Origin of the sequence: Terriglobus albidus (genome assembly GCF_008000815.1) — a bacterium.
Taxonomy (GTDB): domain Bacteria; phylum Acidobacteriota; class Terriglobia; order Terriglobales; family Acidobacteriaceae; genus Terriglobus; species Terriglobus albidus_A.
In genome coordinates, this window is sequence record NZ_CP042806.1 from 5,674,143 (window position 1) to 5,701,048 (window position 26,906).

General features: G+C 56.8%; 22 protein-coding genes. 11 read left to right on the plus strand and 11 right to left on the minus strand.

The features are described 5' to 3' along the window. The first annotated feature begins 281 nt into the window (after nt 1–281). The gene (locus FTW19_RS22725) at nt 282–644 is read left to right on the plus strand and encodes a PadR family transcriptional regulator (RefSeq protein ID WP_147649866.1); all 363 of its coding nucleotides are present in this window, start codon (nt 282–284) and stop codon (nt 642–644) included. Between the two features lie 9 nt (nt 645–653). Continuing rightward, nucleotides 654–3,350, plus strand: coding sequence for an ABC transporter permease (locus FTW19_RS22730; RefSeq protein ID WP_147649867.1), 2,697 nt, complete (start codon nt 654–656; stop codon nt 3,348–3,350). A gap of 83 nt (nt 3,351–3,433) precedes the next feature. On the opposite strand, the gene FTW19_RS22735 is transcribed toward FTW19_RS22730, so the two are convergent. Further along, nucleotides 3,434–4,882 carry a PLP-dependent aminotransferase family protein gene (locus FTW19_RS22735; RefSeq protein ID WP_222705498.1) on the minus strand — a complete coding sequence of 483 codons (1,449 nt, stop codon included), beginning with the start codon at nt 4,880–4,882 and terminating at the stop codon, nt 3,434–3,436. 92 nt (nt 4,883–4,974) lie between these two features. Here FTW19_RS22735 and FTW19_RS22740 point away from each other — a divergent pair, with 92 nt between their 5' ends. The 3 genes from FTW19_RS22740 (at nt 4,975) to FTW19_RS22750 (ending at nt 7,414) form a co-directional block, all read left to right on the plus strand. Next, a complete protein-coding gene (locus FTW19_RS22740; RefSeq protein WP_147649868.1) occupies nt 4,975–6,093 on the plus strand; it encodes a hypothetical protein in 1,119 nt (372 codons plus the stop codon). A gap of 49 nt (nt 6,094–6,142) precedes the next feature. After that, nucleotides 6,143–6,661, plus strand: coding sequence for a DJ-1/PfpI family protein (locus FTW19_RS22745; RefSeq protein WP_222705499.1), 519 nt, complete (start codon nt 6,143–6,145; stop codon nt 6,659–6,661). Between the two features lie 123 nt (nt 6,662–6,784). Then, nucleotides 6,785–7,414 carry an FMN-binding negative transcriptional regulator gene (locus FTW19_RS22750; RefSeq protein ID WP_147649869.1) on the plus strand — a complete coding sequence of 210 codons (630 nt, stop codon included), beginning with the start codon at nt 6,785–6,787 and terminating at the stop codon, nt 7,412–7,414. Between the two features lie 229 nt (nt 7,415–7,643). Here FTW19_RS22750 and FTW19_RS22755 read toward each other — a convergent pair whose 3' ends face one another. Continuing rightward, nucleotides 7,644–9,218: a tetratricopeptide repeat protein gene (locus tag FTW19_RS22755; RefSeq protein ID WP_147649870.1), complete on the minus strand. Its 1,575-nt coding sequence runs from the start codon at nt 9,216–9,218 to the stop codon at nt 7,644–7,646. Nucleotides 9,219–10,457: 1,239 nt separating this feature from the next. On the opposite strand from FTW19_RS22755, the gene FTW19_RS22760 reads away from it, so the two are divergent. Both FTW19_RS22760 and FTW19_RS22765 read left to right on the plus strand, forming a co-directional pair. Beyond that, nucleotides 10,458–10,880, plus strand: a complete 423-nt coding sequence (locus FTW19_RS22760) for a MarR family winged helix-turn-helix transcriptional regulator (protein ID WP_147649871.1) — start codon at nt 10,458–10,460, stop codon at nt 10,878–10,880. 96 nt (nt 10,881–10,976) lie between these two features. Further along, complete coding sequence (locus FTW19_RS22765) at nt 10,977–12,149, plus strand: alpha/beta fold hydrolase (protein ID WP_147649872.1); 1,173 nt, start codon at nt 10,977–10,979, stop codon at nt 12,147–12,149. A 270-nt stretch (nt 12,150–12,419) separates the two neighbouring features. On the opposite strand, the gene FTW19_RS22770 is transcribed toward FTW19_RS22765, so the two are convergent. Then, nucleotides 12,420–13,154: an SDR family NAD(P)-dependent oxidoreductase gene (locus FTW19_RS22770; RefSeq protein ID WP_147649873.1), complete on the minus strand. Its 735-nt coding sequence runs from the start codon at nt 13,152–13,154 to the stop codon at nt 12,420–12,422. Between the two features lie 120 nt (nt 13,155–13,274). On the opposite strand from FTW19_RS22770, the gene FTW19_RS22775 reads away from it, so the two are divergent. Beyond that, nucleotides 13,275–14,243, plus strand: a complete 969-nt coding sequence (locus tag FTW19_RS22775; RefSeq protein ID WP_222705500.1) for an AraC family transcriptional regulator — start codon at nt 13,275–13,277, stop codon at nt 14,241–14,243. 280 nt (nt 14,244–14,523) lie between these two features. Next, nucleotides 14,524–15,306 (plus strand): hypothetical protein, encoded by a 783-nt coding sequence (locus FTW19_RS22780; protein WP_147649875.1) that lies wholly within the window; start codon nt 14,524–14,526, stop codon nt 15,304–15,306. 27 nt (nt 15,307–15,333) lie between these two features. On the opposite strand, the gene FTW19_RS22785 is transcribed toward FTW19_RS22780, so the two are convergent. From FTW19_RS22785 to FTW19_RS22795, 3 genes are all read right to left on the minus strand, one after another. After that, nucleotides 15,334–16,059 carry a hypothetical protein gene (locus FTW19_RS22785; protein WP_147649876.1) on the minus strand — a complete coding sequence of 242 codons (726 nt, stop codon included), beginning with the start codon at nt 16,057–16,059 and terminating at the stop codon, nt 15,334–15,336. 251 nt (nt 16,060–16,310) lie between these two features. After that, a complete protein-coding gene (locus FTW19_RS22790; protein ID WP_147649877.1) occupies nt 16,311–17,879 on the minus strand; it encodes a hypothetical protein in 1,569 nt (522 codons plus the stop codon). A gap of 283 nt (nt 17,880–18,162) precedes the next feature. Continuing rightward, a complete protein-coding gene (locus FTW19_RS22795) occupies nt 18,163–20,199 on the minus strand; it encodes an alkaline phosphatase family protein (RefSeq protein WP_222705501.1) in 2,037 nt (678 codons plus the stop codon). A 451-nt stretch (nt 20,200–20,650) separates the two neighbouring features. On the opposite strand from FTW19_RS22795, the gene FTW19_RS22800 reads away from it, so the two are divergent. After that, nucleotides 20,651–21,385: a Type 1 glutamine amidotransferase-like domain-containing protein gene (locus FTW19_RS22800; RefSeq protein ID WP_147649878.1), complete on the plus strand. Its 735-nt coding sequence runs from the start codon at nt 20,651–20,653 to the stop codon at nt 21,383–21,385. A gap of 50 nt (nt 21,386–21,435) precedes the next feature. On the opposite strand, the gene FTW19_RS22805 is transcribed toward FTW19_RS22800, so the two are convergent. From FTW19_RS22805 to FTW19_RS22820, 3 genes are all read right to left on the minus strand, one after another. After that, nucleotides 21,436–22,053, minus strand: a complete 618-nt coding sequence (locus FTW19_RS22805; RefSeq protein WP_147649879.1) for a nitroreductase family protein — start codon at nt 22,051–22,053, stop codon at nt 21,436–21,438. Nucleotides 22,054–22,298: 245 nt separating this feature from the next. Further along, nucleotides 22,299–22,835 (minus strand): carboxymuconolactone decarboxylase family protein, encoded by a 537-nt coding sequence (locus tag FTW19_RS22815; protein WP_147649880.1) that lies wholly within the window; start codon nt 22,833–22,835, stop codon nt 22,299–22,301. Between the two features lie 97 nt (nt 22,836–22,932). Continuing rightward, nucleotides 22,933–23,850: an NADP-dependent oxidoreductase gene (locus FTW19_RS22820; RefSeq protein ID WP_147649881.1), complete on the minus strand. Its 918-nt coding sequence runs from the start codon at nt 23,848–23,850 to the stop codon at nt 22,933–22,935. Between the two features lie 213 nt (nt 23,851–24,063). On the opposite strand from FTW19_RS22820, the gene FTW19_RS22825 reads away from it, so the two are divergent. Continuing rightward, a complete protein-coding gene (locus tag FTW19_RS22825) occupies nt 24,064–25,539 on the plus strand; it encodes a PLP-dependent aminotransferase family protein (protein ID WP_147649882.1) in 1,476 nt (491 codons plus the stop codon). Nucleotides 25,540–25,542: 3 nt separating this feature from the next. Here the strand turns inward: FTW19_RS22825 and greB are convergent, their stop codons facing one another. Both greB and FTW19_RS22835 read right to left on the minus strand, forming a co-directional pair. After that, nucleotides 25,543–26,145, minus strand: coding sequence for a transcription elongation factor GreB (gene greB / locus FTW19_RS22830; protein ID WP_147649883.1), 603 nt, complete (start codon nt 26,143–26,145; stop codon nt 25,543–25,545). 66 nt (nt 26,146–26,211) lie between these two features. Further along, nucleotides 26,212–26,676 carry a GlcG/HbpS family heme-binding protein gene (locus FTW19_RS22835; protein WP_147649884.1) on the minus strand — a complete coding sequence of 155 codons (465 nt, stop codon included), beginning with the start codon at nt 26,674–26,676 and terminating at the stop codon, nt 26,212–26,214. Between the last annotated feature and the right edge of the window lie 230 nt (nt 26,677–26,906).

Consider the following 26,906-nt stretch of genomic DNA (forward strand, 5'->3'; position numbering starts at 1 on the left):
AGTTGGGTGGGAGCAGCGGGCTTCAGCCCGCTGATAAAGGCGTAAAAGCAAATGGGCTTTAGCCCTGGGCTTTCTTTCTCAGTTAGGAAAAAGCCCGGGGCTAAAGCCCATTTCTATATTGAGCCGATAGACCACGGGCTGAAGCCCGCGGCTCCCACCCGGTTCGAGCTTCGCTCAAATCGTCCATCCACAAAATTCCAAGTATGGGTATCCGAACTTGTCTCTTCAATTTGACGTTCTCCTATTACTGTTTTACTCTAGGCATGTTTCGACAAGGCCTTATGGAAAACAGCAAAAACGAATCCCGCGATCTCTTTCCTGGCGCATTGGAGATGATGATCCTGGAATCCCTCCGCCGCCAACCCGCGCACGGATACGCTCTGGTGCAGCACATCCAGCAGCGTTCGAACAACCTGCTTCAGGTAGAAGAGGGCTCGCTGTATCCCGCCCTGCAGCGCCTGCTCAAAGGTAAGCTCGTCAAGGCCGAGTGGACCGTATCGCCTTCCACCAACCGTCGCGTGCGTGTCTACCAGATCACGAAAAACGGTTTGCTCCACCTGGAGCGCGAGATCTCCAGCTTCGACCGCATGCTGGAAGGTATCCAGATGGTCCTCGGCCCCCAGAAGCGCAACGCCACTTCCTAGGAGACTGCGATGAGCTGGTTCGAGCGAATCTTCCGCCGTCGGCGACTCTACGATGAACTCTCCGAAGAGATCCGCGAGCACATCGAAGAGAAGATCGAGCAGATCATGCGTCTCGAAAATCTCTCGCGGCCCGAAGCGCGGCGAGCGGCTCTCCGTGCCTTCGGAAATGTGACTCTTCTCGAAGAACGCAGTCGCGGGGTCTGGCAATGGTCCACGCTCGAATCCATCCTCGCCGATCTCAAGCTCACCTTGCGGCGTTTGAGAAGAGCTCCCGGCTTTGCGGCGACCGTTCTTCTGACGCTCGCCATCGGCATCGGCGCCAACACCGCGGTCTTCAGTGTCATCAATAGCGTGCTGCTCAAGCCGCTTCCCTACCCGGACTCCAACCGGCTGATCGCGTTGCGCCTTGATGCACCGGGCGCAGGCGGGCTCGCCAGCTTCACCAGCGGACTGGCGGTCTCTCCATCGATGTACCTGACCTTCGCCGAGCACAACCGCACCTTTCAGTCGATCGGGTTATGGTCTCCCAGCACCGCCAATATCACCGGCGTTGAACAACCCGAATGGGTGCAGGCGGACCGTGTCAGCGACGGCGTGCTTCAGACGCTCGAGGTCCCACCTCTGCTGGGCCGCTGGTTCTCAGCTGAGGATCAGGACCCCCACGGCTCCAAGACCGCTATGTTGAGCTACGGATACTGGCAACGTCGTTTTGGCGGAGACCGCAGCGTCATCGGTCGCGCCATCCAGGTTGATGCCCAGACCAGGACTATCGTCGGAGTCATGCCGCGCGGCTTCCGCATGGTCGATCAGGACTTCGATCTCCTGGTCCCACTCGCGCTCGATCGCAGCCAGCTCAAACTTGCCCCCTTCTGCTGCAACGGCATCGGCCGGTTGAAACCGGGAGTCCCTCTAGACCAGGCCAATGCCGATATCGCCCGCCTTCTTCCCTTATGGATGGACTCGTGGTCCAACGGCCCCGGCACCAATCCTCACTGGTACGAGAAGTGGAAGATTGCGCCGAACTTCACTCCGCTCAAGCGCCAGGTCATCGGCGACGTGAGCAATGTGCTCTGGGTCGTCATGGCCACCATCGCGGTCGTCATGCTGATCGTCTGCATGAACGTCGCCAATCTGCTGCTGGTACGCGCCGAGTCTCGTCATCAGGAGATTTCGATACGGGCCGCACTTGGCGCCGGACGTGCCCGCATTGCACGCGAGCTGCTGCTGGAAAGCGTCGTGCTCGGCCTGATCGGCGGTGTGCTCGGCGTTGGCGTTGCCGCTGCGGCTCTGCGTCTTCTCGTCTCCATCGGCCCGGCCAATCTGCCGCGCCTCAGCGAGATATCTCTCGACGCACGTTCCGTCGCATTTACCTTTGCGATCTCACTGTTCTCCGGACTCCTCTTCGGCTCGCTGCCCACATGGAAGTACGCCTTCCGCCGGAGATCAACGCTGCTCGACGGCTCCGTGCGCACCACCAGCATCAGTCGCGAGCGCCATCGCGCACGCAACGTGTTGGTCGTCACCCAGGTAGCAATGGCCCTCGTGCTGCTGGTGTGCGCTCTCCTGATGGTCCGAACCTTCGCCGCGTTACACAATGTCGATCCTGGCTTCTCCGACGCGCCACACATTCAGACAGTCAGCATGTGGGTTCCCGACCAGCTCATCAGCGATTCCGCAATGGTCACTCGCACTGAGAACGACATCACCGACAAGCTTGCAGGTATCCCCGGCGTCACCTCTGTCGGCTTTGCCGGCGCTGTGCCCATGGACGGCAACCAGCCCAACTGGGACGGCCTCTACTTGAAAGGAAAGGACTACGGAGCCACCGAGCCTCCAATCCGCTTCTTCAACTACATCTCACCAGGCTTCTTCCACGCCATGGGCACGCGCCTCGTGGCCGGACGCGACTTCACCTGGAACGAGATCTACAGTCTGCGACCCACCGTGATCGTCTCCGAAAATCTCGCCCGCGAATCATGGGGCTCCGCTCAAGCAGCGATCGGCAAACAAGTACGCGAGCTTCCCAGCATGCCGTGGCAGGAGGTGATCGGCGTCGCCGAAGATGTGCATACCCTGGGTTTAGACGAAAAGGCCCCCGCAACCGTCTACTGGCCGGCAATGATCGGGAACCCATACAATCCGCAGCCGGCAATCATGCCCTCGCGCTTCATCACCTTCGCCATCCACACTGATCGTGCCGGAACCGCCAGCCTGCAGAGTGAAATGCAGCAAGCCGTGTCGTCAGTGAATGCAAGCCTGCCCCTGGCATCGGTGCAGACCATGCAGGAGATCTACGGCAAGTCCCTGGCCCGCACCTCGTTCACGCTTGTCATGCTGGGAATCGCCGCAGCCATGGCGCTCGCGCTCGGCATCATCGGCATCTACGGCGTCATCTCCTACGCCGTCTCACAGCGCACCCGCGAGATCGGGATTCGTCTTGCGCTCGGCGCCCGAAAGAACGAGCTCCGTTGGATGTTCGTCCGTCCCGCCTTAGTGCTCACCGGGGTCGGAGTCATCATCGGCCTCGGAGCCGCGGCGGCGGTCGCACGCCTAATGAGAACACTCTTGTTTGGCATCAGCCCTCTTGACCCACTGAGCTTCGTGGCCGTGCCGCTCATCCTCGTTCTGGCAGCAGCACTGGCAAGTTTTCTGCCGGCGTCACGCGTGGCCACCGTCAACCCCGTCGATGCGCTAAGAGTCGAGTAAGCCAAAGGGCAGCTCCACTCGAATGGAGCGTCCGGCCATTCCGCATTGGCCGAGCTGTTCCCTTCCTATAAGCCGACTTTACGTTACTTTATGTCGGAATCTAAAACGTTCTGAAGGAGCTTTACTCCAAGCGCGATCTCTCGATGGCTCAGAGCCGCATAACCCATCACGAGTCCCGCGTCACGGTTCGTCTTACGGTGATCATGCGATGAATAGAAGGGTGTAATCCCATATAAGCCAAGCCCCGCCTGACCAGCGCGTGCGACGACTTCGCCCTCCTGAGCCGCATCAACTTCCCTGAGCCACAGAGCAACGTGCAACCCTGCTGCATCGCCCACGACCTCTACCATGTCGCCGAATGCATGATCCAGAGCCGCGAGAAGTCGGGCTCTTCGCTGTGCGTTACTTCTCCTCGCCCTTCGGATGTGGCGTTCCAGACCGCCACCTTCGATGAACAGTTGCAACGCTCGCTGCTGCAGAAGTGCTGAATGACGATCCGTGAGGCGCTTGGCGACAGCGAAGACTGGCGTCAGCTCATGCGGAACGACTAGGTAGCCAAGCCGCAGCTCCGGCGAAAGCGTCTTCGACATCGTGCCTAAATAGATGACTCGCCCGGCAGTGTCCAGACTGTGCAGCGTTTCCGTTGGCTTGGTATCGTAGCGGAACTCACCATCGTAGTCGTCTTCGACAACATACGCCCCTGTCTGTGTCGCCCAGTTCAAGAGTTCCTGGCGCCTGCCAATAGGGAGAATCCCACCAAGCGGGTACTGATGCGAAGGCGTAATGTACGCGAGCTTTGCCTGGATTCCTTTGAGCAAGGACGTCTGCATCCCATCCTGATCGACCGGCAGCGGAAGAATCGTCGCCCCGATTGCTTCGAATCCATTTCGGGCAAGGATATAGCCGGGGTCTTCGACAACAACCGACTCTCCAGTGTTGAGAAACACGCGTGCGCAAAGATCGATGCCTTGTTGCGATCCGTTCACCACAACGATCTGCTGCTCGTCGCAACGGATGCCGCGTGAGCGCCACATATATGCCCGGAGTGCCTTTCGCAGTTCCAGTGATCCGAGCGGATCGTCATATTTCAAGGCTCTGGGAGTGATCTGCAAAGCGCGTGTCATCACCTTGCGCCATGTGGCCGCCGGGAAATCAACGCCCGAAATGTCGCCGGCGCGGAAGTCGGCTTTAAGCCCCTTTAGGCGTTCGGGCGGCGCGAGCGCTTGCAGGCGTTTGGCAAAATCGGAGAGCTCAGGTGCGATCTTCGACTGTGGCTTTCTGGCTGGTGGCGACGTTTGAAGGCCATGCCTCACCCAGGGCCGCTTGCCCTGCGATGTCTCAATGTATCCCTCGGCGGCAAGTTGTTCGAACGCTACGGTTACCGTGGACCGCGAGACCCCGAGCTCTTCCGCAAGTGCCCGCGAAGCAGGCAAATTGGCACCGGGCAGGTAGATTCCCGATGCTATCTGGCTCTTGATCGAGTCGCAGATCCTGCTGCTCATGGTGATCGAGCGCTTCGCGATCCTGGTCAACTTGACTGCTCCTTTTATTCAAAAGTGGCCCTTCCAGACAGGCAGGTCTATCGATAGCCTAAATGCAACACCATATTTCGCGAGGGGAAACCATGCGCATTCGCTGTCTCCGTCTGATCGTTCCGGCACTGTTCGCCGTCACTCTCGCCCACGCTGAAGGCGCGAAGGACGCGAAAGACATCACGCCCACAGACTGGAACCGTTTTACGGCGGCGCAGTATCTCGACGCCCGTGAGCAGTGGTGGATGGATTGGCCCAAGGCGCAGCGAGATCATGGAACAGCTTGTGTCTCCTGCCACACGGCACTCCCGTATGCGATTGGACGTGCTGCCTTGCACGCCTCGTCAGAGCCAGCGCCTCTTTCTCCGCAGGAACAGAAGATGCTTGGGTTTGTAGTCAAGCGCGTCACGCTTTGGCAAGAAGTAAAGCCGTTTTATCTCACCGAAGAACGCGGGCCTCGTAAGAGCGAGGAGTCACGGGGCAGCGAAGCTGTGCTGAACGCCCTGATCCTGACACGATATGACGAGCCGACTGGACAACTTCGTCAGATCACGAAGGACGCGCTGAAGAACATGTCGGCGCTCCAGATTAAGACCGGTGACGAGGCTGGATCGTGGGAGTGGATCAACTTCAAGGGCGCGCCATGGGAATCCGACGAATCCCACTATTGGGGGGCGACACTAGGTGCGGTGACGTATAGTTCGGCTCCGGCGAGCTATCGGAATCAGCCGGATGTGAAGGCGAATATCGCGCTCCTTCGCGAGTATCTGGCGAAGGAATATGACAAGCAGCCGTTGATGAACCGGGTGAGTGCTCTGTGGGCCTCAGCAAAGATCCCCGGACTGCTGACGACGCGACAACGCGAAGCCTTGATGAAGGACATTGCATCGCATCAGCAGGCCGATGGAGGCTGGGGCACCGCAACCCTGGGGTCCTGGAAGAGAAAAGATGGTACTGAGCTCGACATGGCAAGTGACGGATATGCGACGGCGCTGGTGGTGTATTCCATGTACGAGGCGGGAGTTCCCGCGGGCAATAAGCTGATCCAGGCGGGCCGTAAGTGGCTTGTGGCAAACCAGGCTGCAGATGGCCACTGGAACGCCACCTCCGTAAATAAACAGCGAGAGGCAACCGCTGATCCTGCGAAGTTTATGAGCGATGCGGCTACGGCTTACGCCACGCTGGCTTTGACTGCGATTCCAGCCCGGTAATCCTCTTACGATTCAATCCACCCGAGGCAGTTACGCCTCAGAAAGCGAGATGAAGATGCAAGTAGCGATCCTTACCTTTGATGGTTTCAACGAATTGGACTCCTTCATTGCCGCCGGCATTCTCAACCGCATAAAGCCGAAGGGCTGGAACGCTTACATTACCTGTCCCTCGGAGACAGTGACATCCATGAACGGTGTCACAATTCACGCGGAAAAGCCGCTTGAGTTCGCAGCGCAGGCGGATGCAGTTATTGTGGGTAGCGGAATCAAGACGCGGGAGATTGCGAAAGACGCTGACTTGCTGGGTCGCCTCAACCTCGATCCAAGCCGTCAGTTGATTGGTGCTCAGTGTTCCGGCACGTTATTGCTGTCGAAGATGGGGCTACTGGGTGATTGTCCGGCTTGCACGGACCTTACGACGAAGCCTTGGGTGATTGAAGCTCGCAGTATCTGGCAGCCTGGATCCTTCTCCGTGGCGCTTCGCGCGAGGATGCCGAAGCCGCCCTGCACTACGTCGCGCCAGTCGGGCAGAAATCCGAATACATTGAGCGCGCATTGCAGAGCGTAGTGCCGTACTGCGAATCGGTCGAACAGATAGCTGCCGCACAACTCGCGACGATCTAGATAACAGTTACAGAGTCACTAGCAGAAAGACTCCGCAAACGGAGTCTTTCTGCGTTTGGAGCAACGAATGTACACCCCCGAAATATTTGCAGAGCACGATCGCAAACAGATTGCCTCACTCATTCGCAGCGTGGGCCTTGCAACGCTTGTCACCTACTCAGCAGACGGCCTGATGGCGACGCCGCTGCCGCTCGTCTTTGCCGAAGATGAAGCAGAGCACGGCGTCCTGCATGGGCACATTGCGCGCGCAAACCCTCAGTGGCAGCAGGATGCTGTCGGCGATGCTTTGGTGATCTTTCAGGGCCCCGACGCGTATGTCCACCCGGGGTGGTATCCAACGAAGGCAGAGCATGGGCGCGTTGTGCCCACATGGAATTACGTCGCGGTACACGCATATGGGGCAGTCGAGTTCTACGATGACCCGAATCGCCTGCTCGAAGGCCTCTCTGCGCTTACGAAACGGTTCGAAGCTGGACGACAGGATCAATGGTCAGTTCAGGATGCACCGCGCGACTACATCGAAGCACAGCTTCGGGGAATCATCGGGGTGCGCATTCCGATCCGCCGCATCGATGCTAAGCAGAAGCTTAGCCAGAACCAACCGAGCAGAAATCGGGCAGGCGTCAAGGCGGGGCTCAGCGCAAGTAGCCGTCACAAAGACCGCATTATTGCGGAGAAAATTTCACAGGAGCTTTAGATAACTCTAGGAGCGGATGGGTAACCATAAACGTACTTGTCGTCCGCTGACGGATTACTTCCGACATGCCGACTTCTCATTACCGAGTCGGACCGCTGCCTCGAGTGTCGAGCGTTACACTCCTGAGACCATGGTGCGTCTTGCTCGTTTGCTGCTGCTCACGGCGTGTCTTTTATCCGGATTTGAGCGCTGCTCGACAATGCCGATTGCTTTCCTGTTCAAACCTAAGCTATTGGTTTTCTCTCGGATTCAGTAGCTTATTCAGATACAGCAACGTTTGCGAATCGTTAGGCTTGAGCTGCAACACCTTTTTATAGAAGACGAGTGCTTCTTGGTCCTGTCCCCGCGCCTGAAACATCACACCCAAATTAAAATAGGCGGCGACATCATTGGGGTCAATTGCAATGGCTCGTTTATACATGGCGATGGCTTCATCGAGACGTCCTTCTTGGATGTAAAGCGCCTCCAAATCAACGTAAGCCTGGGCATTCTTCGGAGCCAGCACGATCACGCGCTTGTATGCTTTCTCCGCTTCCGCCTGACGACCCGCCAGGTACAGTGCCGCTCCAAAGTTCAGATTCGTCAATGCACTTTTGGGAGTAGCCTCAAGCGAATGACCATAGAGTGTGAGGGCGCTCTGCCAGTCCTTCACTCTCCCCATCAATCTCCATGCTCCCCAGCCCATCCAAATGACAAGACACGTAAAAACAATCTGTCGTGCAGCGGGGCGCACGACAGCGACTGCCCCTGTGAGTCCAACTGCGAAGCCAATCGAGGCGAAATAAACATAGCGCTCCGCCATGCCTTGATAGATATAGACAAATCCGTAATACGGTAAAAGCGTAACAAGGACCACGGCCACCCCTGCGGTGAGCGCGGGAATCCGCTGCCGCAAAAGGACCACGCCGGTAATCAGAAAGATCAGAGCCGCCCATGCGAGAATAGCTCCGCTCGTCAATGCTGTTCCAGGAACACTCGTGGAGCGTTCGACACTCATGTGTACGGGCAATACGATTAATTGGAGATACCGCCAAAATACTTCAGCAACATTCCAAAAGTGATGCGGCCCTTTACCGGCACGGGTACCCACTGCCCAACGACAGGCAAAATAGGATGTAGCCGCCAACAGCCCAGCCCCTGCAAGCGAACCCCAGCGATGCCAAGGCCGTTTCTCGTCCAGCAGAACATATCCCAAAGCAACGAGCACCACTAGCAGAAGGCCCTCTTCATGAGAGAAATCCGCCAGTAAAGCTGCAATCGTAAAAGCCACCAGCCATCCCCATCCGCCGGATCGCACAAACCTTAGCCCCAGCACAAGAGCGGAGAGAAGAAACACCATGCACAGCGGATACGACTGCCCGCTCACCCACGCCACCGCTTCACTGTTGATGGGCATTCCAAGCCAAATCAAACTCGCCATCGCAGCAAACATTGAGCGCATTCTCAGTCGGCGCAGCAACTCAAAAAGCAGCACACCATTTATCCAATGAAGCAGTAGCCCAATAAAGTGGAATCCGCCCGGCTGGTCTCCGAACAGGTGTCTTTCCATGGTCAGCAGGATCATGAACATTGGACGATACGTTGCTTCTCCCTTGATCGACAGTCCCACACCAAGCGGCAACGGGCTCAGCAGATACTTCACCCAAACCTCATGCCATGACTGAAGAATGGAACTGTTCGCGATCAAGCTTAAGTCGTCATCCAGGAACGGTGCATCAATAACCCCCGAGTAAAGAAGGCCCACCCACGCCATCGCGACAAAACAAAAGCTAAACAGTGGATGCTTGGTTACCCATTTGCGCATGACTTCTTTTCCCTTTTATCTTCTATGAGGTCGAGTTGCGTAATCCCCTGCTTCACTTTTGACGAATGCCGAAGCGACTCGCTCATACAAAGATGAATCGAAGTCTTTTCCCCATCTGCCCTTGACCGAGCGTTTTTACTCGCATCGAAAAAGAAGGGCACCTCAGGCGTTTATGAGGTCACAGTTGTGCGAGTTCGCGGCCAGTCAGCGTGGGAAAGTCTATCCGCATAAATCCTCAGAAACGCGCTTGTCGGAAAATCAATCCAATCACTGGAGAAAGGCTGCCTCATCGTCATTGTTTCCCGATCCAGGCTAGATAGAGCGTTTTCCCTGCCGCCGGCTATCCCGAAGGGGTTGCAACGGCGTTTTCATTGCAGAAAACGCTCATAGATGTGGAATCCCTACACTACACCTACAAGGCACGTGAGCCCATGGCGGTATAGTGCTGTGCATTCAATCAGCACTGACGGCGCTGAAGTGGCTTAGAAGTTCTGGCAGCAGCGCTCGCAAGTTTTATGCCGGCCTCTCGCGTGGCCACCGCCAACCCTGTGGATGCGTTGAGAGTCCAGTAAGCCAAAGAGCCATCTTTTCACTCTGCTTGAGCGTCCGGCCGTTCCCATAAGCTGACATTATCAGGATTATCGAAACCCTTGCGAAGCAGTTAGGCCTTATCGAGAAATTCGGTTTGGGTTTTTGATAGGAATTTAGGGGTATTCCGAACCCACCCTAGCGTTGCGAGGGTGGGGCACCCGAGGTCGGGAAACTCCCTTAGGAGCGGGTCCTTCGCTACGCTCAGGATGACAAAGTGGTGATGGATCTAAGCGCTGAAGGCGCGCTCTATACCAGCCTGGGGCAACGCCCCAGGTTTCAGTGCCCACAAGATGTTAAAGGGCTGAAGGCCCGCTCTATAACTCCGCAGTGAAGGCGAATTTGTCGATAGGCCCTAGCGCCCTGAGTCTGACCTTCTTGTCGTAAATGTTGTCATCCCTGAACGTAGTAAAGACCTGCTTTTTCAACGCTTCGGATGGCAAAGCTCTTCATGATTTATGTCGCGAACCTTAGACTCGCCACACACAAGGCCGCGCTCTGCTCAAACGACCAGCGTCGAGACACAGGTGCATTTCCAGAAGGAAAAATATCTTGCATGCGGTCGGTATCATCGGCATCTACGGCGTCAAGCCGACGGAGTCCGCTCGCGTTGCATGGTGCAGTGTAATTGCACTACACTAATCCTGACGAATGAAGCCGCCGCCTTACGAGCTCTGCTACTGTCACGCTGCAAAGGGGAGTGCCCGTCTGCTCTCTCGGATCTATGACCGCCATCTCTCGTCCGTGGGCATCAACATTCAACAATTGACGATCCTCTCGATGATCCTTCACAACCCAGGGATGCTGATGGCAAATCTGGCCGACCAGATGATCATGGAACGCACAACCTTAGTGCGCGCACTCAAGCCTCTGCAGGAGGCGGGATTCATCGCGAGCGAACTCGCCGGCACGGGACGCACCTTGTCCTTCGGCATAACCCGAACGGGCAAAGAAAAGGTACTGGCGGCACGTCCGCATTGGCAGGCGGCGCAACACGAGATCGAGACCAAAGTAGGAGTGAAACAGGCAGAGGCGTTACGCGATGCGATGCATAATGCTGCATCGTCCGCCTGAGCTAAGGGTGGACCTGAAATTTCTTTGAGCCGTATAGTGCAGTTACACATCTACTAATTGAAAAGCGGGGACAGCCCTGCCAGGTAAGGGAGACATATGGGTTTGACGTCTAGTCGAAAGATCGCGACAGATGCGATCAGGTGGAATCCGTCTAAGTTTGCTCCGTTTGTGTTGATGGTGCTGAGTACCTGTGGCGTGTTGTCTCAAGCGAAGGCGCAGACGAGCCAAGCGGTCACCGCCAACTCAAATTCGACTGTATCGATGAACGAGCGTCAAGAGGATGCGCACTACGTCAATTACAAATTTCGTGATGGGCAGTCGCTGTCTGACCTGCGGTTTCATTATCTCGTGCTGGGACACCCGCATAAGGATTCTTCTGGGAACATCGATAACGCTGTTCTCTTTCTTCACTGGACGAATGCCAGCAGCGAGGCATTGAGCAACGCCGAGTTTAGAAGCGCACTTTTCAGCGCCGGAGGTCCACTCGACGAAGCCCGTTACTTCGTCATCATCCCAGATGAAGTCGGGCATGGAAGATCGAGCAAACCGAGCGATGGCCTTAAGATGGCGTTCCCCCACTACGGCTATAGCGACATGGTCGATCTACAACATAAACTGGTCGTCGAAACCTTAGGGATCCAACATCTCCATGCGGTGATCGGCATGTCTATGGGCTGCATGAATGCATGGCAATGGGCCGAATCCTATCCCGACGCGATGGACGGCATCATGCCTATTGCGTGTTTTCCCGCTCCCATCAGTGGCCGCAATCTGCTATGGCGCAGAATGCTGGTCAACGACATTCGGTCCGATCCAGGCTGGGAGGACGGCAACTACCAGCATCAACCGCCCTCCGCAGCACGCGGACTCTTGCTTGCACGCTTGATGATCGATGGCGTTCCCGCTCTGCAGCAAGAAGTGCGTAGTGCGCAGAGCGCGGATGGGTTCATTCAGGGAGTCAAACGCCAGGCAGCGACCGTAGATGCCAACGATCTGCTTTACTCCTTCGAGTCGTCGTCAGACTTTGATGCCGAACCTGGCTTGCGACAGATCACGACCAAAGTGTTCGCCCTTAACTTCGCCGATGACGAGTTCTATCGCGACACTCTGCAAGTTCTGCAACACGACATGGACCAGGTGCATAGTGGAAAGATCGTCATCCGCCCCGTGTCGGCCGGCTCAACAGGACATTTCACAATGTCTCATCCGAGTCTCTGGAGAGATCAGGTCGCTGCATTTATGCAGTCGCTGAATGTTGTTTCAGAATAGGCGTAAATCTCTTCCGTACTGGTGGGACGGAGGGTAAGGGATCGCGAACGGGCCACGCCAGGCTTGCGTGCGTTCGCTTGACGGCAGCTCTTGAGATCGGGAGGGATTCGCTCCACCTTCGCATCAGGTTCACGCGCTACTCTCAAGGCGTCCTCGTTGCGATACGGTGACAGATACGATGCCATTCTGTCATAGGTCAAACGAACATTATCGTTACTAATCTGGGTCGGTGAGTGCACTCGATCATGCACTCACCGAGGTCCACTGATATCAGATAGCCGAGAAGCCGCCGTCGACGTTCAACTCCACCCCATTCACGAAGCTCGAATCGTCTGAAGCAAGAAACAGCGCGACCGTCGCAATCTCCTCAGGTTGCCCCATCTTTCCCCGCGGGATCAGGGACTCGAACATCTCCTTCGCCTCCTTGGTGAGAACTTCTTCCTGCATCGGAGTGGCGATTGGTCCAGGGCCCAGCACGTTCACCCGGATATTCCTGCCCTTCAGTTCGTTCAGCCACGTGCGTGCGAAGGAGCGCAATGCAGCCTTGCTCGCCGCATACACGCCGAAACCAGGAAAACCCTTTATCGAAGCAACTGATCCGGTCATGATGATCGATCCGCCATCGTTGAACAGCGGCAACGCCTTCTGAACCGTAAACAGTGTTCCGCGCGCATTCAGGCCGAAGGCCGCATCGAAGTGCTGCTCGGTGATCTCGCCCAGTGGCGCGGCCTCGCCCCTGCCGGCGCTCGCGAACAGGACGTCGATCTTGCCCTTTTCTCGCTTGACCGTATCGAACAGACGGTCGAGGTCGTCGAGATTTGCCGCGTCCCCGCGCACACCGGTCACGTTCCGGCCAATCAGCTTGACGGCCTCATCGAGCTGCTCCTGCCTTCTACCCATGATGAAAACGTAGGCACCCTCTTCAACGAAGCGCTTGGCGCTCGCCAGCGCCATGCCGCTCGATCCACCCGTGATGACTGCAACCTTACCCTTTAGCTTTCCCATAACTGCTCCCTTCGGTAGATGTGTAGCATTCACTACAGGAGAGTAGATTTCTCCGACGGTGGACGAGAACTGCTCGCAAGTCCTAATGTTTTGTCTATTCGTCCAGAATGGGAGGTTATATTGGACCCGATAACGGACATCTTCAGAACAATGCACGTTACCGCATTCGGTCAGCACAGGCTGGAAGCCACAGCCCCGTGGGGCTTGATACAGAAGAAACAGACCGAAGAAAAAGTCCCGCCTTCCGGCAAAAAGATTTCGCCCACAGATCTGGCGCATTTCGCCATGCTCTCGCGCGGTAACTGCTGGCTGAGTGTGGAAGGGACTCCAGAGCCGATTCCCCTCACCGGTGGTGATTGCTTTTTTCTGGCTCGGGGAACTTCGTTTATTTTGCGCGACAGCCTGCGAACACATCCGAAGAAGAGTTTCGGCGAGGTTGCGGCCACTGATGGCAGCAATGTCGCTCATTACGGTGGGGGTGGCGCGCCGACGACAGTCATCTGTGGGTCCCTGAGTTTCGATCGCGCCAGTCTGAAGCCGATCACTCAGCTGTTGCCGAGCTTCATTCTCATCAAGGCTGATGAGCCCCACACGCTTGCTCTTCACAACACCATGCAGGCGCTGGCGTCAGAAATGGCAGAACAGGCGCCGGGATCGGAAGTCGTCGCGACCCGGCTGGCCGAGGTCCTATTTATCCAGGCGCTCCGGGCGCATATCGCGTCGGAACCGCAACGCAAGCAGGGATGGCTTCGTGCGATCTTCGATCCTCAAATAGGCACGGCCCTGAGTGCCGTTCACGACAGTGTGAATACACCCTGGACAGTCGAATCCCTGGCCGCAACGGCGGGCATGTCTCGCTCCGCATTCGCAGCGCGTTTTAAGGAGCTACTCGGACAGACACCGCTGGAATACGTGACCGAGTGGCGGATGCAGAAGGCGATGCAGTTACTCGGTCAGCGTGACAAAAAGCTCATCGACGTTGCCCGGTCGGTTGGATACGAGTCCGACGCTGCGTTCAGTAAGGCCTTCAAGCGGGTTGTAGGGGCTAACCCTGGTGAATATCTCAAACGTGGATTTAGAGACCCATAACGACTGGATTGCACTAGTGCAGTTTTCCTGTTGCCGGGCATTTTCGGAAGGGGCGTGCAACGGCGTTTTCATTGCGGAAAACGCCCATAGATGTGGAAACCCTCCACTGCACCAATGCACGAACGACGGCTTGCCGCCGATATCCAGGACGTCCGTACCTGCCCACTGACCAGCAGTTTGGAGAGGGTTACCGAAGTAAAATGCAAGCCGACTTCACATTACCTACCCGCAGCAGTAGACTTGCTCTGCCTCCTGTAAATGCCCTTCAAAGGAGTTGTTCATGCAACGGCGCAGGCTGCTTCTCCTGACCTCTTTGGTTCCTACAGGGTTCTTTCTTTCCCGTTACTTGAAAGCTCTGGCTCTCCAACCTCAACCGCCGATTGACTATCGAGGACAAGCTCTAAAACTGAACCAGCTTGCCGCAGGCATTCACACTCCTGCCGATGCGCGCACGCTTGTAGATTTCATAGCGGACATCTTTTCCGATGAGCTGCCGCCCAGGTCGGCCAGCCGCGGCATCCGAGAGAAAATTGCTGCAGCAGAGTTTGCAACCGTAATCGATCCGCAACAACTCATCGCGGAACAGCGAGTAGCGCAGGCATGGAATAAATATGTCCAGACCATAGCGGCTCCTTTGGACCGCCAGGTAACCGCCGCCGAGATTCACAATCTGCGCGATAGCTTTCTCTCCATAGCCAACCTTAGCTGGGCTCAAGGCGGCCGCACGATCTGGACTGTTCCGGCAATCTATGCGACGCAGGATAATGGAGCGATTGCTGAAGGCTGCCGCGCAATCGAGTCAGTTCGCATCTTCTGGGATCTTGCAAACATGCCGCAGAATCTTGCTTCTGCCCGGATTCGTGTTAGCCAGGGTGTACTCGCTTCCGATCTGTTGCAGCAGGCCCGGAAGCGTCCTTCGACGGTGACCCACGGTAGCTACGTGTCCGTCGGTGTGGGAGCCGGCAATTCGGTGGAAATCGCAGCCCGGGCGTACATCGCGAAGAACGGGATCAAGGCCTTCGGTAAAGCTGTGAATGGGATGCTCGATGAAGTGCTGATCTAAATATGCGGATTTTAAGACTGGATTGCACTAACGATGTCCCGCCGCCGATATGCAGGACTCTCCTTCCACCCGTGTCCATATGGCAGGTCGTGACACTTGATTTGTCCCGGCTGGCCAATTACCCACGAGGGACTTCCCGTCACGAGAAATAACTGCGGAGAATGGGTGCGAACAACACATCAGAGTGTATGCCCTGAGTTCAACCTCGATGCGATCCGGTTCAGATAACTTCACCTTCGCAATCTCCCCGTAGTGCAGCATCGCTCGTTCGGGAGGCCGAAGGCCGTTCGCATAGCGTGTCTGTCCAGGAATTCGGATGTCATCGCCCCATCCGGTAAATGTCCCATCCTGCGCCTGGGCAACGTGCAGACAATTGTTCATCACGCCGGTGCGTTCGAACCATGTACCGACGAACGGACTCGTCTGAGCCCGCGCCGGACGTTTCAGCGTGATTTCCTGATTCCGAAAGGCCGCACGTTCAAAACTTCCGGTCCAACTCCGAGTCGTACCGTCCCATGCAAGATCGACATGCACCTCGGGAAGCCCCGCTTTTTGCGGAGAATCGATACGCAGATGTCGGCCATCCCAGCTCGCTCTACCCGCTGCAGAAGTGGCGAAAAAGTTAAAACCCAGCGGCTTCACGTCCGAGCCGGAGCGCTGATAGAGACCGATCTCGAAGTCCTCTAATGCCTGTGGAACACCGGTCAGGTCTGTAGCGGAGCTGGGAACTGTTGTCGAGATCAGGATGTTCATACCGATCTGCCCGCCTTGACCGTCCGAAGCCTCCCATCGACCAGCAAGATCTTCTGGGTGAAACAGCTCCTGCGCATTTAAAGCACAGGAGCAGCTAATGTCCAAAAGGACGACACACAGCGCTGTACATAGACGCACGAAGCCTCCGGGAACCCGATGGGAGCTGCATTCTTAGACTCCAGCTCTCGACAGATTGTTCCTCGAATTTCTCGTGCCGGGCGTTCCATCAGCCCTGGCGACGCTGAGACAGCTTAGAAGTTCCGAGCGTACGTGTCGCGTGGAAGCCCAACCTGCCGGGCGCGGTTGCGGAGGTCCATCGCGGTTGTCTCATTGGACGGGTTACCCAGAGCCACGAAATAGGGTGCGTGTCCCGTCGGAGTGAAAACCTGAGGATGGAGACTCACGTATTTGCGCTGCAGCTTCATGACCTGTGCCTGGGCCTGCTGCTCGTACTTGTAGGTGTAGGCGATGACGTGCCAACCAGCCCGCTCGCCTGAAGCAAGCAGCGAGTTCTGGGTTGTGTTGACTTCGGAATGGGCTGCGGGCTTAGGAGACGGCTGCTGTACAGATGCAGGCTGAGCGGCGGCCTGCGAGGTTGCCGGTTTACCTTCGATGATCGTTGCGTGCTGTTCCTGAACCTTGTCCTCGTGTTTGCTGCCTCCGGCAGCCCAGATCACGACTCCCAGCAAGGCCGCGGCAGCACCCGATGCGATATAGGCTTTGCGACTGATGGGCCTTGGCCTCATCGGCCTGAGCCGTCGCATCAGACCAGCGCCGATGGAATCCGTGCCGAGGTGCTGGCGCGATTGCTCAAGCAAACCGTCAAGACCCATCTGGAGCCGGCTTCCGATCCAGCCGCTGCCGGGCGCAGGTGACCCGGTCGCGTCCGAGTCCGGAACTGCCTCCGCAACCGGGAGTCTGCTGTGAGCGAGCATTGGCTCATCCTGGGTAGACGAATCCTGGATAGACGAAGCCCGGGTAGCCGAAGCCTGGATAGAAGACGAAGCCTGGATAGAGGGCGAAGCAACGCTGTGAGAGATTGTGGGCGCCGCATCCTTTGGCGTCGAAGCCACAGTCGCCGGCGCCGTTGCGGCTGCAGGAACCTGCCGCACCGAGGGGACAATGGGAGTTTGCATCGGCGGTTTAAGGATGCCGACGATATCTTCCGGCCTCAGCGTTCCATTGAGCGCGCCCGGAATGATGCGATCGAATGGCTTGGGAAACCGGGTGGATGTATGCACCTGCCCATCCAGGCCAAGGCAGCGAAGCAGCAGCAGGCCGAGGTCGTGAACGTCGCGCTGGCGTAGAGCTTCGCGCGCCTCAGGGGTATCCGCTTCGAAATCACCGACGCAATCGCGGCAGCAGTCGCTGCGCAGCTTGATGACCTCTCCTGACGCAAAGACGTTGGTTGCGTCCAAGTGCTCATGAATCAGACCGGCGGCATGGAGAGCAGCGAGCGCGCCACTCACCGCTTCCGCGACTTCCTTCGTGTCATCGAGAGAGAGCACCTGCTCGCGGAGTGCGTCGGAAAGGCTGCTATCCGTGGGCTCCAGAAGGCAGCATGCCAGCGACAGCCCATCGAACGTAGTCTGGCCGGCACGCTTGATGGCCTGCAGATTCGGGTGAGAGACAGCCGCGATCCTGCGCCAGCGGCCGATGAGTTCCGACTCATCGAAGTGCGCCTCCGTAAGGCGTAGCAGGGCTCGTTGGCCATCGGAGGTCGCAGTAGTAAAAAAGGCGTTGCGCCCCTCTGATCGGTTCAGCCGGCCAATCGGATATCCGGCAAGTGTATTGCCTTCGTATTCAGTCCACAGATGCATGGGTTTAAATCCTGCAATGAAATCACTGGATCGTGATGCACGTTTCATTCCAAAGTGCAGACTCAGGCACAGTGCGGCAGATCTACCGGTTTTTCTTTGGTTTCATGGATGAAACGTCGTGCAGACTGGGAATTTTCTCCCTTGTCGCTGCCAGCGAGACGGAAGTTATTCGGCATCTAGCGAGGTACCTGCTGCCTGCTTTTTTAGCCAGCGAGAAACCGCGCCTCGTTCGTGAGCGGCTGGTGGTAAAGGTCTTTTCTCCACCAGCCGCTCGAACAAGCGCTTACGAGGGAACAGCTATCGCCGCTCTTCTGGCCTTTTCAACCTGCACCTTGGCCATGATGTCGCTCATATACACCCGGGCGTCGCCTTTTGTCTTAAGTCCCCTAAACCTGGCCGCCGCAGCTGCTTTTTCTTCGGGGGTTTCGGCTAAGTGGACGTCCTCTTTGAAGAGTATGCCGAGGAAACCCATCAGATTGCTCCGGTCAGGTATAGGTTCCAGGTCGAGCGCGGCCTCTTCCTCTGCCGTGAGAAGGGGACGCTTTTCAGGCCGGGGAGCAGGAGGGTTCAGCTTCATTGGACAATCCGTTCGTAGCACGTTTGCCGTTTGCACGCCCTGAATCACATTGGCTGCGGCATCTCGGTCAGTAAGAGAAGACAAGCCAAATAACCACTCCAGAGTCTTCAGAACCGAGGAGTGATCGTAAACGGTGTGATCGACATTAGCCGCCAGCAACGGCGAAACAATGACCGCCGGCACGCGAACTCCGTAATTGCCAAAGGTGAAGCCACTCTCGTTGTATTTGCTCGATTGCTCATCCTGGCTCGGAGGTACTGCCTGGCCGGGGGCACAGTGATCGTAGAAGCCTCCATGCTCGTCGTATGTAATGATCAGCATGCTCGAATTCCAAAGCGGAGAACTGCGGAGGGTCTCATAGACCTTCAGAATCAAGGCTTCTCCATTGGCAACGCTATCCATCGGGTGCTGCGAGGATCCGTTCTCGTAAGTACTTAGAGCGTGACCGTAGTTCGGTTCAATGAACGTGTATTGGTATGGATAATCGCTCGACGTTATATCTGATTCGAAGGTCGCAAGATCGTTGACATCCGACACGTAGATACCTTTGATACCGGCTACCAGTGGGACCTTTCCCGCCTCGGGTCCGTTTGTGTCGTGGTATAAGCGCCAGGTAATGCCGTTCGCCGTCATCGCGTCGAAGATCGAACCATTCGGAAACTCGAAACCTTCGCTGAACTCCTTAAACACCCACTCATATATTTCCCCGCCGCTGGGGGTATGGTCGAGGCCATTGGATGACGCTGCATGCAGGAAAAAACGATTTGGCCAGGTTGGACCAGGTAAAGAGGAGAACCACTGATCGCAAACCACATACTCGGTAGCCAACTGATACAGCACCGGCAATTGGTCCTTCGTATCGAAGCACTTCATAATGTCACCAATGTCACCGGCTGGAGCAACTGGTCCTTCCGATGTCGTGGTTGCGTAATTGGCTGCGAATCCCGAATTGTTGATTGTCGGATAGGCTCCTCCGGAGCTATACGTGGAGCCTGGGCCGGCGAGCTGCTCGAGCACATCATCAAACTCGTGCCCGGGATCGCTCGGCATGCTCTCCGGCGCACTGCCCTGAACGTAATACGTGGCGCCGTTGTAGGAATTCGAATTGCTGGTTGTGGCTGCGTAAATGCCTGGAATACCCGACAGAGCCAGCATATTGTCGAACGAATGATTTTCCAGCATCAAAACAAAAACGTTCTGGATTGCAGAAACGGGCCGAGTGTCTTTGAATTGGAGATCGAAACTTTCATGGTCGCCTGACAGTTCATACGTGTAGACCAGGTTGTTGATGGAGTACTCCAGCCGTGGCGTGTCCAGACTGAAGATCGGGCTACCGCCAATCCACCAGTTGTTCCTCGCCGCAGCGTGCCCTTGTCCGAGATAAACAGTTACCGCTGCGCCAATGGAAAATTCAATGACCACGGCAAACATAAAGTTCAGCTCTTCGGGCGTATCACCGCCCCCGAAGGGGGCATACTCCTTCGCGCTATCGTTGCCGCAATTGGAATTAAATGAGTCTGCAACCGACGTGGATTTTTCGCGGCCGGCCTCCAGCGTGATGGTAAACGTACCATCCGAGGAGCTAATGGTCGGTGGAGTTTGAGAGGGCTGCCCGTCAGTGATGACCAGCGACCCGGATACATAACTGACGTTGCTGATTGCATTCGATAGATCGTTAATGGTGACGATATTGGAGCGCGTCTTGGCGAGAGACGAGTCTGTGGTGTTATCAGGAGTAGACACGGTATTTATCCTTTCTGGTACGAGGGCATAGGGGAACCCTCCTGCAGCGTCCTACCGCCGCAAGGCAGAAAACTCAGGTCTTCAATCAGGCGTGGATAACCGTGTTTCCAGAGTCTGCGCCGTTATCTATCCTGATCAACGGACTATGGCGCGCTTCATCCGCGACAAAGATGGAGCGGCCACAGGGTTACGATCACATCTGTGCATATCTGGGAAAGGAAAGGCAGAAAAGGGGATTCTTCACCGGGCTGGTCGTCAAGTAATCCAGCAGTAACCTTTGCTCCGGCATAGAAATATTGACTGCGACTGCTCTGGATGTCAAGAAGAGAGCTGAGAAGAAGACAGTTCTCAACTGGCGACTCTTTGCCGGCAGCGATGCTCTCGTGCTCGCGTAGTAGAGGTGAAGTCAGACTGCGTAGAGTATTGCGATACCCTATCGAAGGCACACATCATGAAGCTTCTGCTCACATCTTCTGGCATCAATAACCCGAGCATTCATGGTGCGCTGGTCGATCTCCTGGGAAAACCAATCGCCGAGTCCAACGCACTCTTCATCCCCACAGCGATCTATCCCTTTCCCTCCAGTGCTGGTATGGCATACCGGGCTATCTGCGGAAACGCCGAACCTCCCTTGTGCGAACTGGGCTGGAAGTCATTGGGTGTGCTGGAGCTCACCGCATTGCCCAGCATCGAGAAAACCCATTGGGTCTCGGCTATCGAGGAGACGGACGCACTGCTCGTCTGGGGCGGCGATCCGCTTTACCTGAGCTATTGGATGAGCCAGTCCGGAGTGAGTGAGCTCTTACCATCCTTACAGCGGGCGCCGGTCTATGTCGGAGTAAGCGCCGGCAGCATGGCCGTGGCTCCCATCTTCGGCGAAACCTACCGTAAGCCGTATCGCGGCACCGGCAACCCACTCACGGTGGAAGAGATGGTGTTCGCCACACCGCAGGGTGAAATCGGCAAGAACTTCATCACAGCAAAAGGAGCGGGATTCACGGACTTTGCCTTGATTCCGCACGCGAACCACAAGGACCGCCCGGATGCTTCTTTCGCCAGCGCAGAAAAGTGGGCCGCGAAGCTCCCCGTTCCGGTGTACGCGATCGACGATCACACCGCCATTAAGGTGAAGGATGACACCGTCGAAGTCGTATCCGAGGGGCATTGGCGGCTGTTTACCCCGTGATCTCCGCTCTTGGCATCTGATCTCCGCTATGGCTATGGGTTGTACCTGGGTTATACGAAATCCAGCACATCGGCCACGGGACGGCGCGGCTTCTGCGTCCAATTTCCCGGAAGCTCAGTCCCAATGGACAACAGCAGGACCGGCACTTCATTCTCGGCCAGTGCGAACTCCCGGGCCACCGCTTCGGCATCGAAACCGATCATCGGCGTTGAACCCAGGCCAAGCGAGCGGGCCGCATAGATGATCGCCGTCGCGCCGATGGCCGCGGTGCGTACTGCCTCGTCACGCTGGCGCTGCGGGTAGTTCATATACAGATCACGTGCAGGGATTTCCCACTCCGGCACCATTGTTTCCGGCATGATGCCCGCTTCCACCACCGGCGCCAGGCGCTCCGGGATTACGCTGGAATCCGCCAGCTGGCCGCAGACGATGAAGGTAACGGCTGCATCCTTGATCGGGGGCTGATTCCAAGCGATCGGACTGAGCCGAGCCTTGGCTTCAGGTGTGCGAACCGCGATGAACCGCCAGTTCTGCATGTGGAACGATGTCGGCGCGCTCGTGCCGATTCGCACCAGTTCGCGGATCTGGTCGTCGCTCAAGGTGCAGGCAGGGTCGTAGTACTTGGTGGCCCTGCGACTCAAAATACATTCGATGACGGTGTTGGTCATGGCTGACTCCATTGGTTGAAGAGATTGGTTGAGGTACAAGAGTGCTTTCGCACGTCGATGTTTGTGCGCAACCAGCCATCGCGCACACGCCGGACGATCTCACTTAGTTGGGAGCGATCGGACTCGACAACAAAATTCAACCGCCAGTCCGACACAGAGCCGTGCCCCGGTGATGCTGGTGAGGGTCACCAGCGCTCCTCAGAGCGCGAATCACGTCCATAGACGGCTTCGCGATTTGCGGGCTATCAAACGCTGGACATGGCTGGAATATCGATCTCGACGTCAGCCATATTGTTCAAAAAGTTGGTCAGAGTGTATCGGGCCGTCAGTGCGGTGAGTTCAACAATCTGCGCATCGGAATACCCGGCCACCCGAACGGCCGCGAGATCAGCATCGCTCACCTTTCCATGTGTGTCGATAATTCGTTTGGCGAATGCGGCAGCAGCCGCTCTCTTTGGATCGCTGGACTTTCCTTCGAGATTGAGCGAGATCTCGTCACCCGCTGTCTGAGAATTGGCATGTGTGATGAAGCAGTGGTTGGCAACGCAGTACTTGCAACCGTTGGCCATCGAAACAGCCAGCGCGACCGCTTCTCGCGTCTTCGCGTCGAGGACATGCGACATCGTGGTCTGGAGGTCAACATATGCCTGCAAAACACGCGGACTCAAGGAGAGCAACCGAAGTCCGTTTGATAGAAATCCCAAACGCTGTTCCATTTCGTCGAGAATTCTCTGGGTTTCGGCGGGAGCTTGATCCCGTATGGGAAGTTCGATTCGTGCCATGGCTCGGAATTTTCCTGTGAGATCAATGGTTGGGTTAAGAGCTCGCGGTATGTATACGCGAGCCGAAAAGATCTTGGGTTCAGGCAGGCTCGGGTCCTTACGGTCGAGGGCGGATGATCGTCTTCCCCTTGCTTCGCTCAGTCCGATTGAAGGCGGCGACGGCATCGTCGAGGGAAGCCTCGCTGCCGATGTTCGTTCGCAGCCGGCCATCGCCCAAACGCCGGACGATCTTACTCAGTTGGGAGCGGTCGGCTTCGACAACAAAATCCACCGCCAGGCCGGCAGCGGGCCGCGCCTCCATAGAGCCGGTGATGGTCACAAACGTCCCTCCGGCGCGAACCAGCCCCACCGACCGCTTCGCGATTTCGCCGCCGATGACATCGAGCACCAGATCGACTTCGCCGACATCTTCCAGAGCGTCCTTGTCGAGGTCGACAAACTCCTGCGCTCCAAAATCGAGAGCCGTCTGACGGCCGGCAGCGCGCCCGGTGCCGATGACGTATGCACCCGCATCACGCGCGAGCTGCGACGCCATCGAACCGACTACGCCGGCAGCACCGTGTACGAGGATGCGCTGGCCCGCCTGAAGACGGCCGTGATCGAACAACCCCTGCCACGCGGTCAGGCCCGGCATCACCAGGGCTGCGCCCACCGTGAAGTCAACGTCGCCCGGAAGCGGCGCGAGGTTGCGTGCCTCGACCGCCACATACTCCGCCAGCGTGCCATCGCGATACCAGTCCGTGAGGCCGAACACCCGCTGTCCAATCGACAGCCCCGTCGTGCCATAGCCGATAGCGGTGACCACTCCGGCCAGTTCGTGTCCCGGAATGGAAGGCGTCCGGTCACGGCCGGTGCGATCGGTCCAGGTCGAGGGCCACGACAGCTCATCGCCGGTGAATCCCGATGCACAAACCTGAACAACAACGTCGTTGATCGCCGCCTGCGGCTCGGGCCGCTCTACGAGCTTTACCCCAGCCATTCCCGCTGCCTGATCCGTAGCTACAATCGCCTTCATCGGTCACCTCCCCATGTTGAGTTCTTGCCTGTCTGGTAGTCGTGCCATGTTTGTTTCATAAGAACTGTCCCGTTGGTAAATCGAAGTTGGAGCTTTTTCCTGTAGGTGTAGTCCAGGGCTTTTGCCTTCCACGGTCAGGCTATATTGGGATGGAATAGCCGGAAGGACCATAATCAGCGGGGATGACTAGTCCATAGTCAAGGTGCCTGAACAATGCCGAAGAGAGAAACATTTCAAGACCTGGTCCTGGAACCAAGGAAGGATGGCCAGGAGATGTGGCGCTGGCTCTACACCGAGCTGCGTTCCGCAATTATCGATGGCAGATTGAAATCTGGAGCACGATTGCCATCCACGAGAAACCTGGCGGCACAATACGGCTTTGCCCGAGGTACAGTCGTGGCAGCATTCCAGCAACTTCAGGCTGAGGGATTCGTCTCGTCGGAAGTGAGTGCTGGCACCTTTGTCTTACCGGCGCCAGGGTGGGAGCTGCCTTCTCCGGCGAAACAAAGATCGTCCCGGCAGGCAATCTCCAGAGCGACCATCGCAAAGCGCACGCAGAGTCTTCTTAAGACCACATTTCTCCAGCCTGCTTCGCATTCCGTCGGTAAGGCGTTTCGGGGCTACGAGCCGGCTATCGACCTGTTTCCAGTCGAACAATGGGCGCGGATTGCGGCGCGCGTTTATCGCAAGGCGCCGCGTTCCCTGTATGGGCAAGGTGATGCAGGTGGTTATCCACCGCTGCGAAGAGCCATCGCCGAATATGTGGGCCGGTCCCGCGGCGTACGTTGTTCTGCCGAACAGATCATCGTGACATCCGGCGCGCAGCAGGCGTTGGACCTTTTGGCCCGGGTGCTTCTCGATCCCGGTGACCAGGTGTGGATGGAAGATCCCGGGTACCCTGGAGCCTCTCAAGCCTTTCAGAGCGCCGGCGCGAGTGTGATTCCCATCCCGGTCGATGGGGACGGTATGGATGTTGCAAGAGCGATAAAGTCATCTCCCGCCGCCCGTGTGGTGTATGTGACACCCGCTAATCAATTTCCCCTCGGGGTCGTCCTGTCAGCAGAGAGACGAGTCGAACTTCTCTCCTGGGCAGCGCGTGCGGGGGCATGGATTATCGAAGACGAATACGACGCGGAATATCGTTATTCCGGCAAGCCGATTGCGTCACTGCACAGTCTCGATCGATCTGGATCGGTCATTTATGTTGGAACCTTTACCAAGATGCTCTTCAACGCTCTTCGCATTGGGTTCATCGTTGTTCCGGAACGGTTCGTTGAAGCGTTTAGAATCGCACGAAGCTTCATGGATCGCCACGCTCCGACGTTAGATCAGGCCGTGCTGACGGAATTCATCAACGAAGGTCACTTCGGCCGCCACGTCAGAAAGATGAGACAGGTCTACTCGGATCGTTCGCAGCTACTTGCAGAAGAAGCGAATCGGCGTCTTGCCGGTGTGCTTGATGTGGAGCACGCGCAATCTGGCATGTGCACCGTGGCCTGGATCAAAACACGTGTCACCGAAATGGTGTTGAAACGACGGGCAGAACAACTGGGATTGGAAGTAAGTCCAATCTCCTCATTTGTCATCAAGTACGAGCAGAAACCCGCGTTGTTCCTGGGCTTTGCAGGGTGTAATGAAAATGAGATAAAGAGGGGCGTTTCGGTTTTGGAAGCTATCCTCTCTCGCTGAGAGTCAGCGATCGACTCTCTTTATGGAGACGCCGGACTCGGAGCCTAGTGGCTCCCGGAACGGTTCTACCGGGATGCGTTCATACCGCACTTCCAACACTGTCAGCTGTTCGGTGCCGCGCGGCGCATGGAGAACAATTTCATCACCCGCCGCAGTTTTCATGAGTGCCCGCCCCAGGGGCGAAACCCAACTGATATGGTTGCGTTCGAGGTCGACTTCGTCGGTGCCGACGATGCTCACGACTCGCTCTTCTCCCGTGGCATTGACGTAGTGAACGGTCGCGCCAAAGAATGCCTTACTCATCCGCAGACCCGTTCTCGGGGCTTCGGGATCTACTACCTCCGCGGCTTCGATTCGTTTCGTAAGGAAGCGAATCCGCCCATCGATCTGTCGCAGTCGTCGCTTTCCGTACTGATAGTCGGCATTCTCACTGCGATCGCCATTGCCGGCAGCCCACGCCACCACCGCCACCACGGCAGGGCGCTCCTTGGTGAGCAAAAAATGGCGCTCATGTTTAAGGCGCTCGAGCCCACTGGGAGTAATGTAGTTTTTGCCGTGCGCCGCGGGCGCGTCTGCCTGCGGTCTTCTAGTAAATCCTTTCCGCATCCTGTCCTCTCCAGCGCGAATTCGTGGGTGCCTCGATCTGCTGACGAATCAACGCGGGGAAAACCGTCATTGTTTGAGAAGCGCGTCAAGACCGGACTGCGCAATGGCTTCGTCGATCTCCGATTTGGAGCCACTCGCGGAGATTCCACCCAGAATCTTTCCATCGATTTTAATCGGCAATCCTCCCTGGTTGGGGAAAAATTCAGGGAAGGCCATCGCTTCCGTATTGCCCTTTTTGATCGTGTCGGCTCCATCTTTGGACGGCCTGCCGTAGAAGGCGGCATGGCGCGCCTTTCTTTGGGCGAATTGAATGGTGTTCAGTGAGGCTGTTTCACCCTTCTCCAGAAAAAGCAGATTGCCACTCTCATCCACAATACAGATGGTTACGGAAACATTGAGTTCCTTCGCCTTTGCCTCCGCCGCAGAAACCATGATTTTGATGTGGGGAAGGTCCAGATACTTCTTGTTTGGAAGATCGTTGGCAAAAGCCGTCGCCGCTGAAAGAAGGATTGCCGCCAAAACTCGATACACGAATACCCCCTCTAGAATTGCGCTCCCAAGGTATCAGAGCCATCGGTCTAAGGTTGTTATCAAAAATGTTGTCACCCTGAACGTTCGGGGTCCTTTATCCATTGCATTGCAATGGGTAAGACATTCGAGCGAAGCTCGGACTGGTGGGAGCCGAGGGCTTTTAGCCCTCGGTTTACGGATGCAAAAGAAGCCGGGCTTTAGCCTTGGGCCTTTTTCCTGACGGACAGAGA

Coding starts and splice junctions, on each gene's coding strand:
- FTW19_RS22805 (WP_147649879.1), bottom strand. CDS start 22,053: ATGACCAACACCGTCATCGAATGTATTTTGAGTCGCAGGGCCACCAAG.
- FTW19_RS22815 (WP_147649880.1), bottom strand. CDS start 22,835: ATGGCACGAATCGAACTTCCCATACGGGATCAAGCTCCCGCCGAAACC.
- FTW19_RS22825 (WP_147649882.1), top strand. CDS start 24,064: ATGCCGAAGAGAGAAACATTTCAAGACCTGGTCCTGGAACCAAGGAAG.
- FTW19_RS22770 (WP_147649873.1), bottom strand. CDS start 13,154: ATGGGAAAGCTAAAGGGTAAGGTTGCAGTCATCACGGGTGGATCGAGC.
- FTW19_RS22780 (WP_147649875.1), top strand. CDS start 14,524: ATGCAACGGCGCAGGCTGCTTCTCCTGACCTCTTTGGTTCCTACAGGG.
- FTW19_RS22760 (WP_147649871.1), top strand. CDS start 10,458: ATGAAGCCGCCGCCTTACGAGCTCTGCTACTGTCACGCTGCAAAGGGG.
- FTW19_RS22765 (WP_147649872.1), top strand. CDS start 10,977: ATGGGTTTGACGTCTAGTCGAAAGATCGCGACAGATGCGATCAGGTGG.
- FTW19_RS22820 (WP_147649881.1), bottom strand. CDS start 23,850: ATGAAGGCGATTGTAGCTACGGATCAGGCAGCGGGAATGGCTGGGGTA.
- FTW19_RS22725 (WP_147649866.1), top strand. CDS start 282: ATGGAAAACAGCAAAAACGAATCCCGCGATCTCTTTCCTGGCGCATTG.
- FTW19_RS22785 (WP_147649876.1), bottom strand. CDS start 16,059: ATGAACATCCTGATCTCGACAACAGTTCCCAGCTCCGCTACAGACCTG.
- FTW19_RS22750 (WP_147649869.1), top strand. CDS start 6,785: ATGTACACCCCCGAAATATTTGCAGAGCACGATCGCAAACAGATTGCC.
- FTW19_RS22755 (WP_147649870.1), bottom strand. CDS start 9,218: ATGCGCAAATGGGTAACCAAGCATCCACTGTTTAGCTTTTGTTTTGTC.
- FTW19_RS22790 (WP_147649877.1), bottom strand. CDS start 17,879: ATGCATCTGTGGACTGAATACGAAGGCAATACACTTGCCGGATATCCG.
- FTW19_RS22745 (WP_222705499.1), top strand. CDS start 6,143: ATGAAGATGCAAGTAGCGATCCTTACCTTTGATGGTTTCAACGAATTG.
- FTW19_RS22730 (WP_147649867.1), top strand. CDS start 654: ATGAGCTGGTTCGAGCGAATCTTCCGCCGTCGGCGACTCTACGATGAA.
- FTW19_RS22740 (WP_147649868.1), top strand. CDS start 4,975: ATGCGCATTCGCTGTCTCCGTCTGATCGTTCCGGCACTGTTCGCCGTC.
- FTW19_RS22800 (WP_147649878.1), top strand. CDS start 20,651: ATGAAGCTTCTGCTCACATCTTCTGGCATCAATAACCCGAGCATTCAT.
- greB (WP_147649883.1), bottom strand. CDS start 26,145: ATGCGGAAAGGATTTACTAGAAGACCGCAGGCAGACGCGCCCGCGGCG.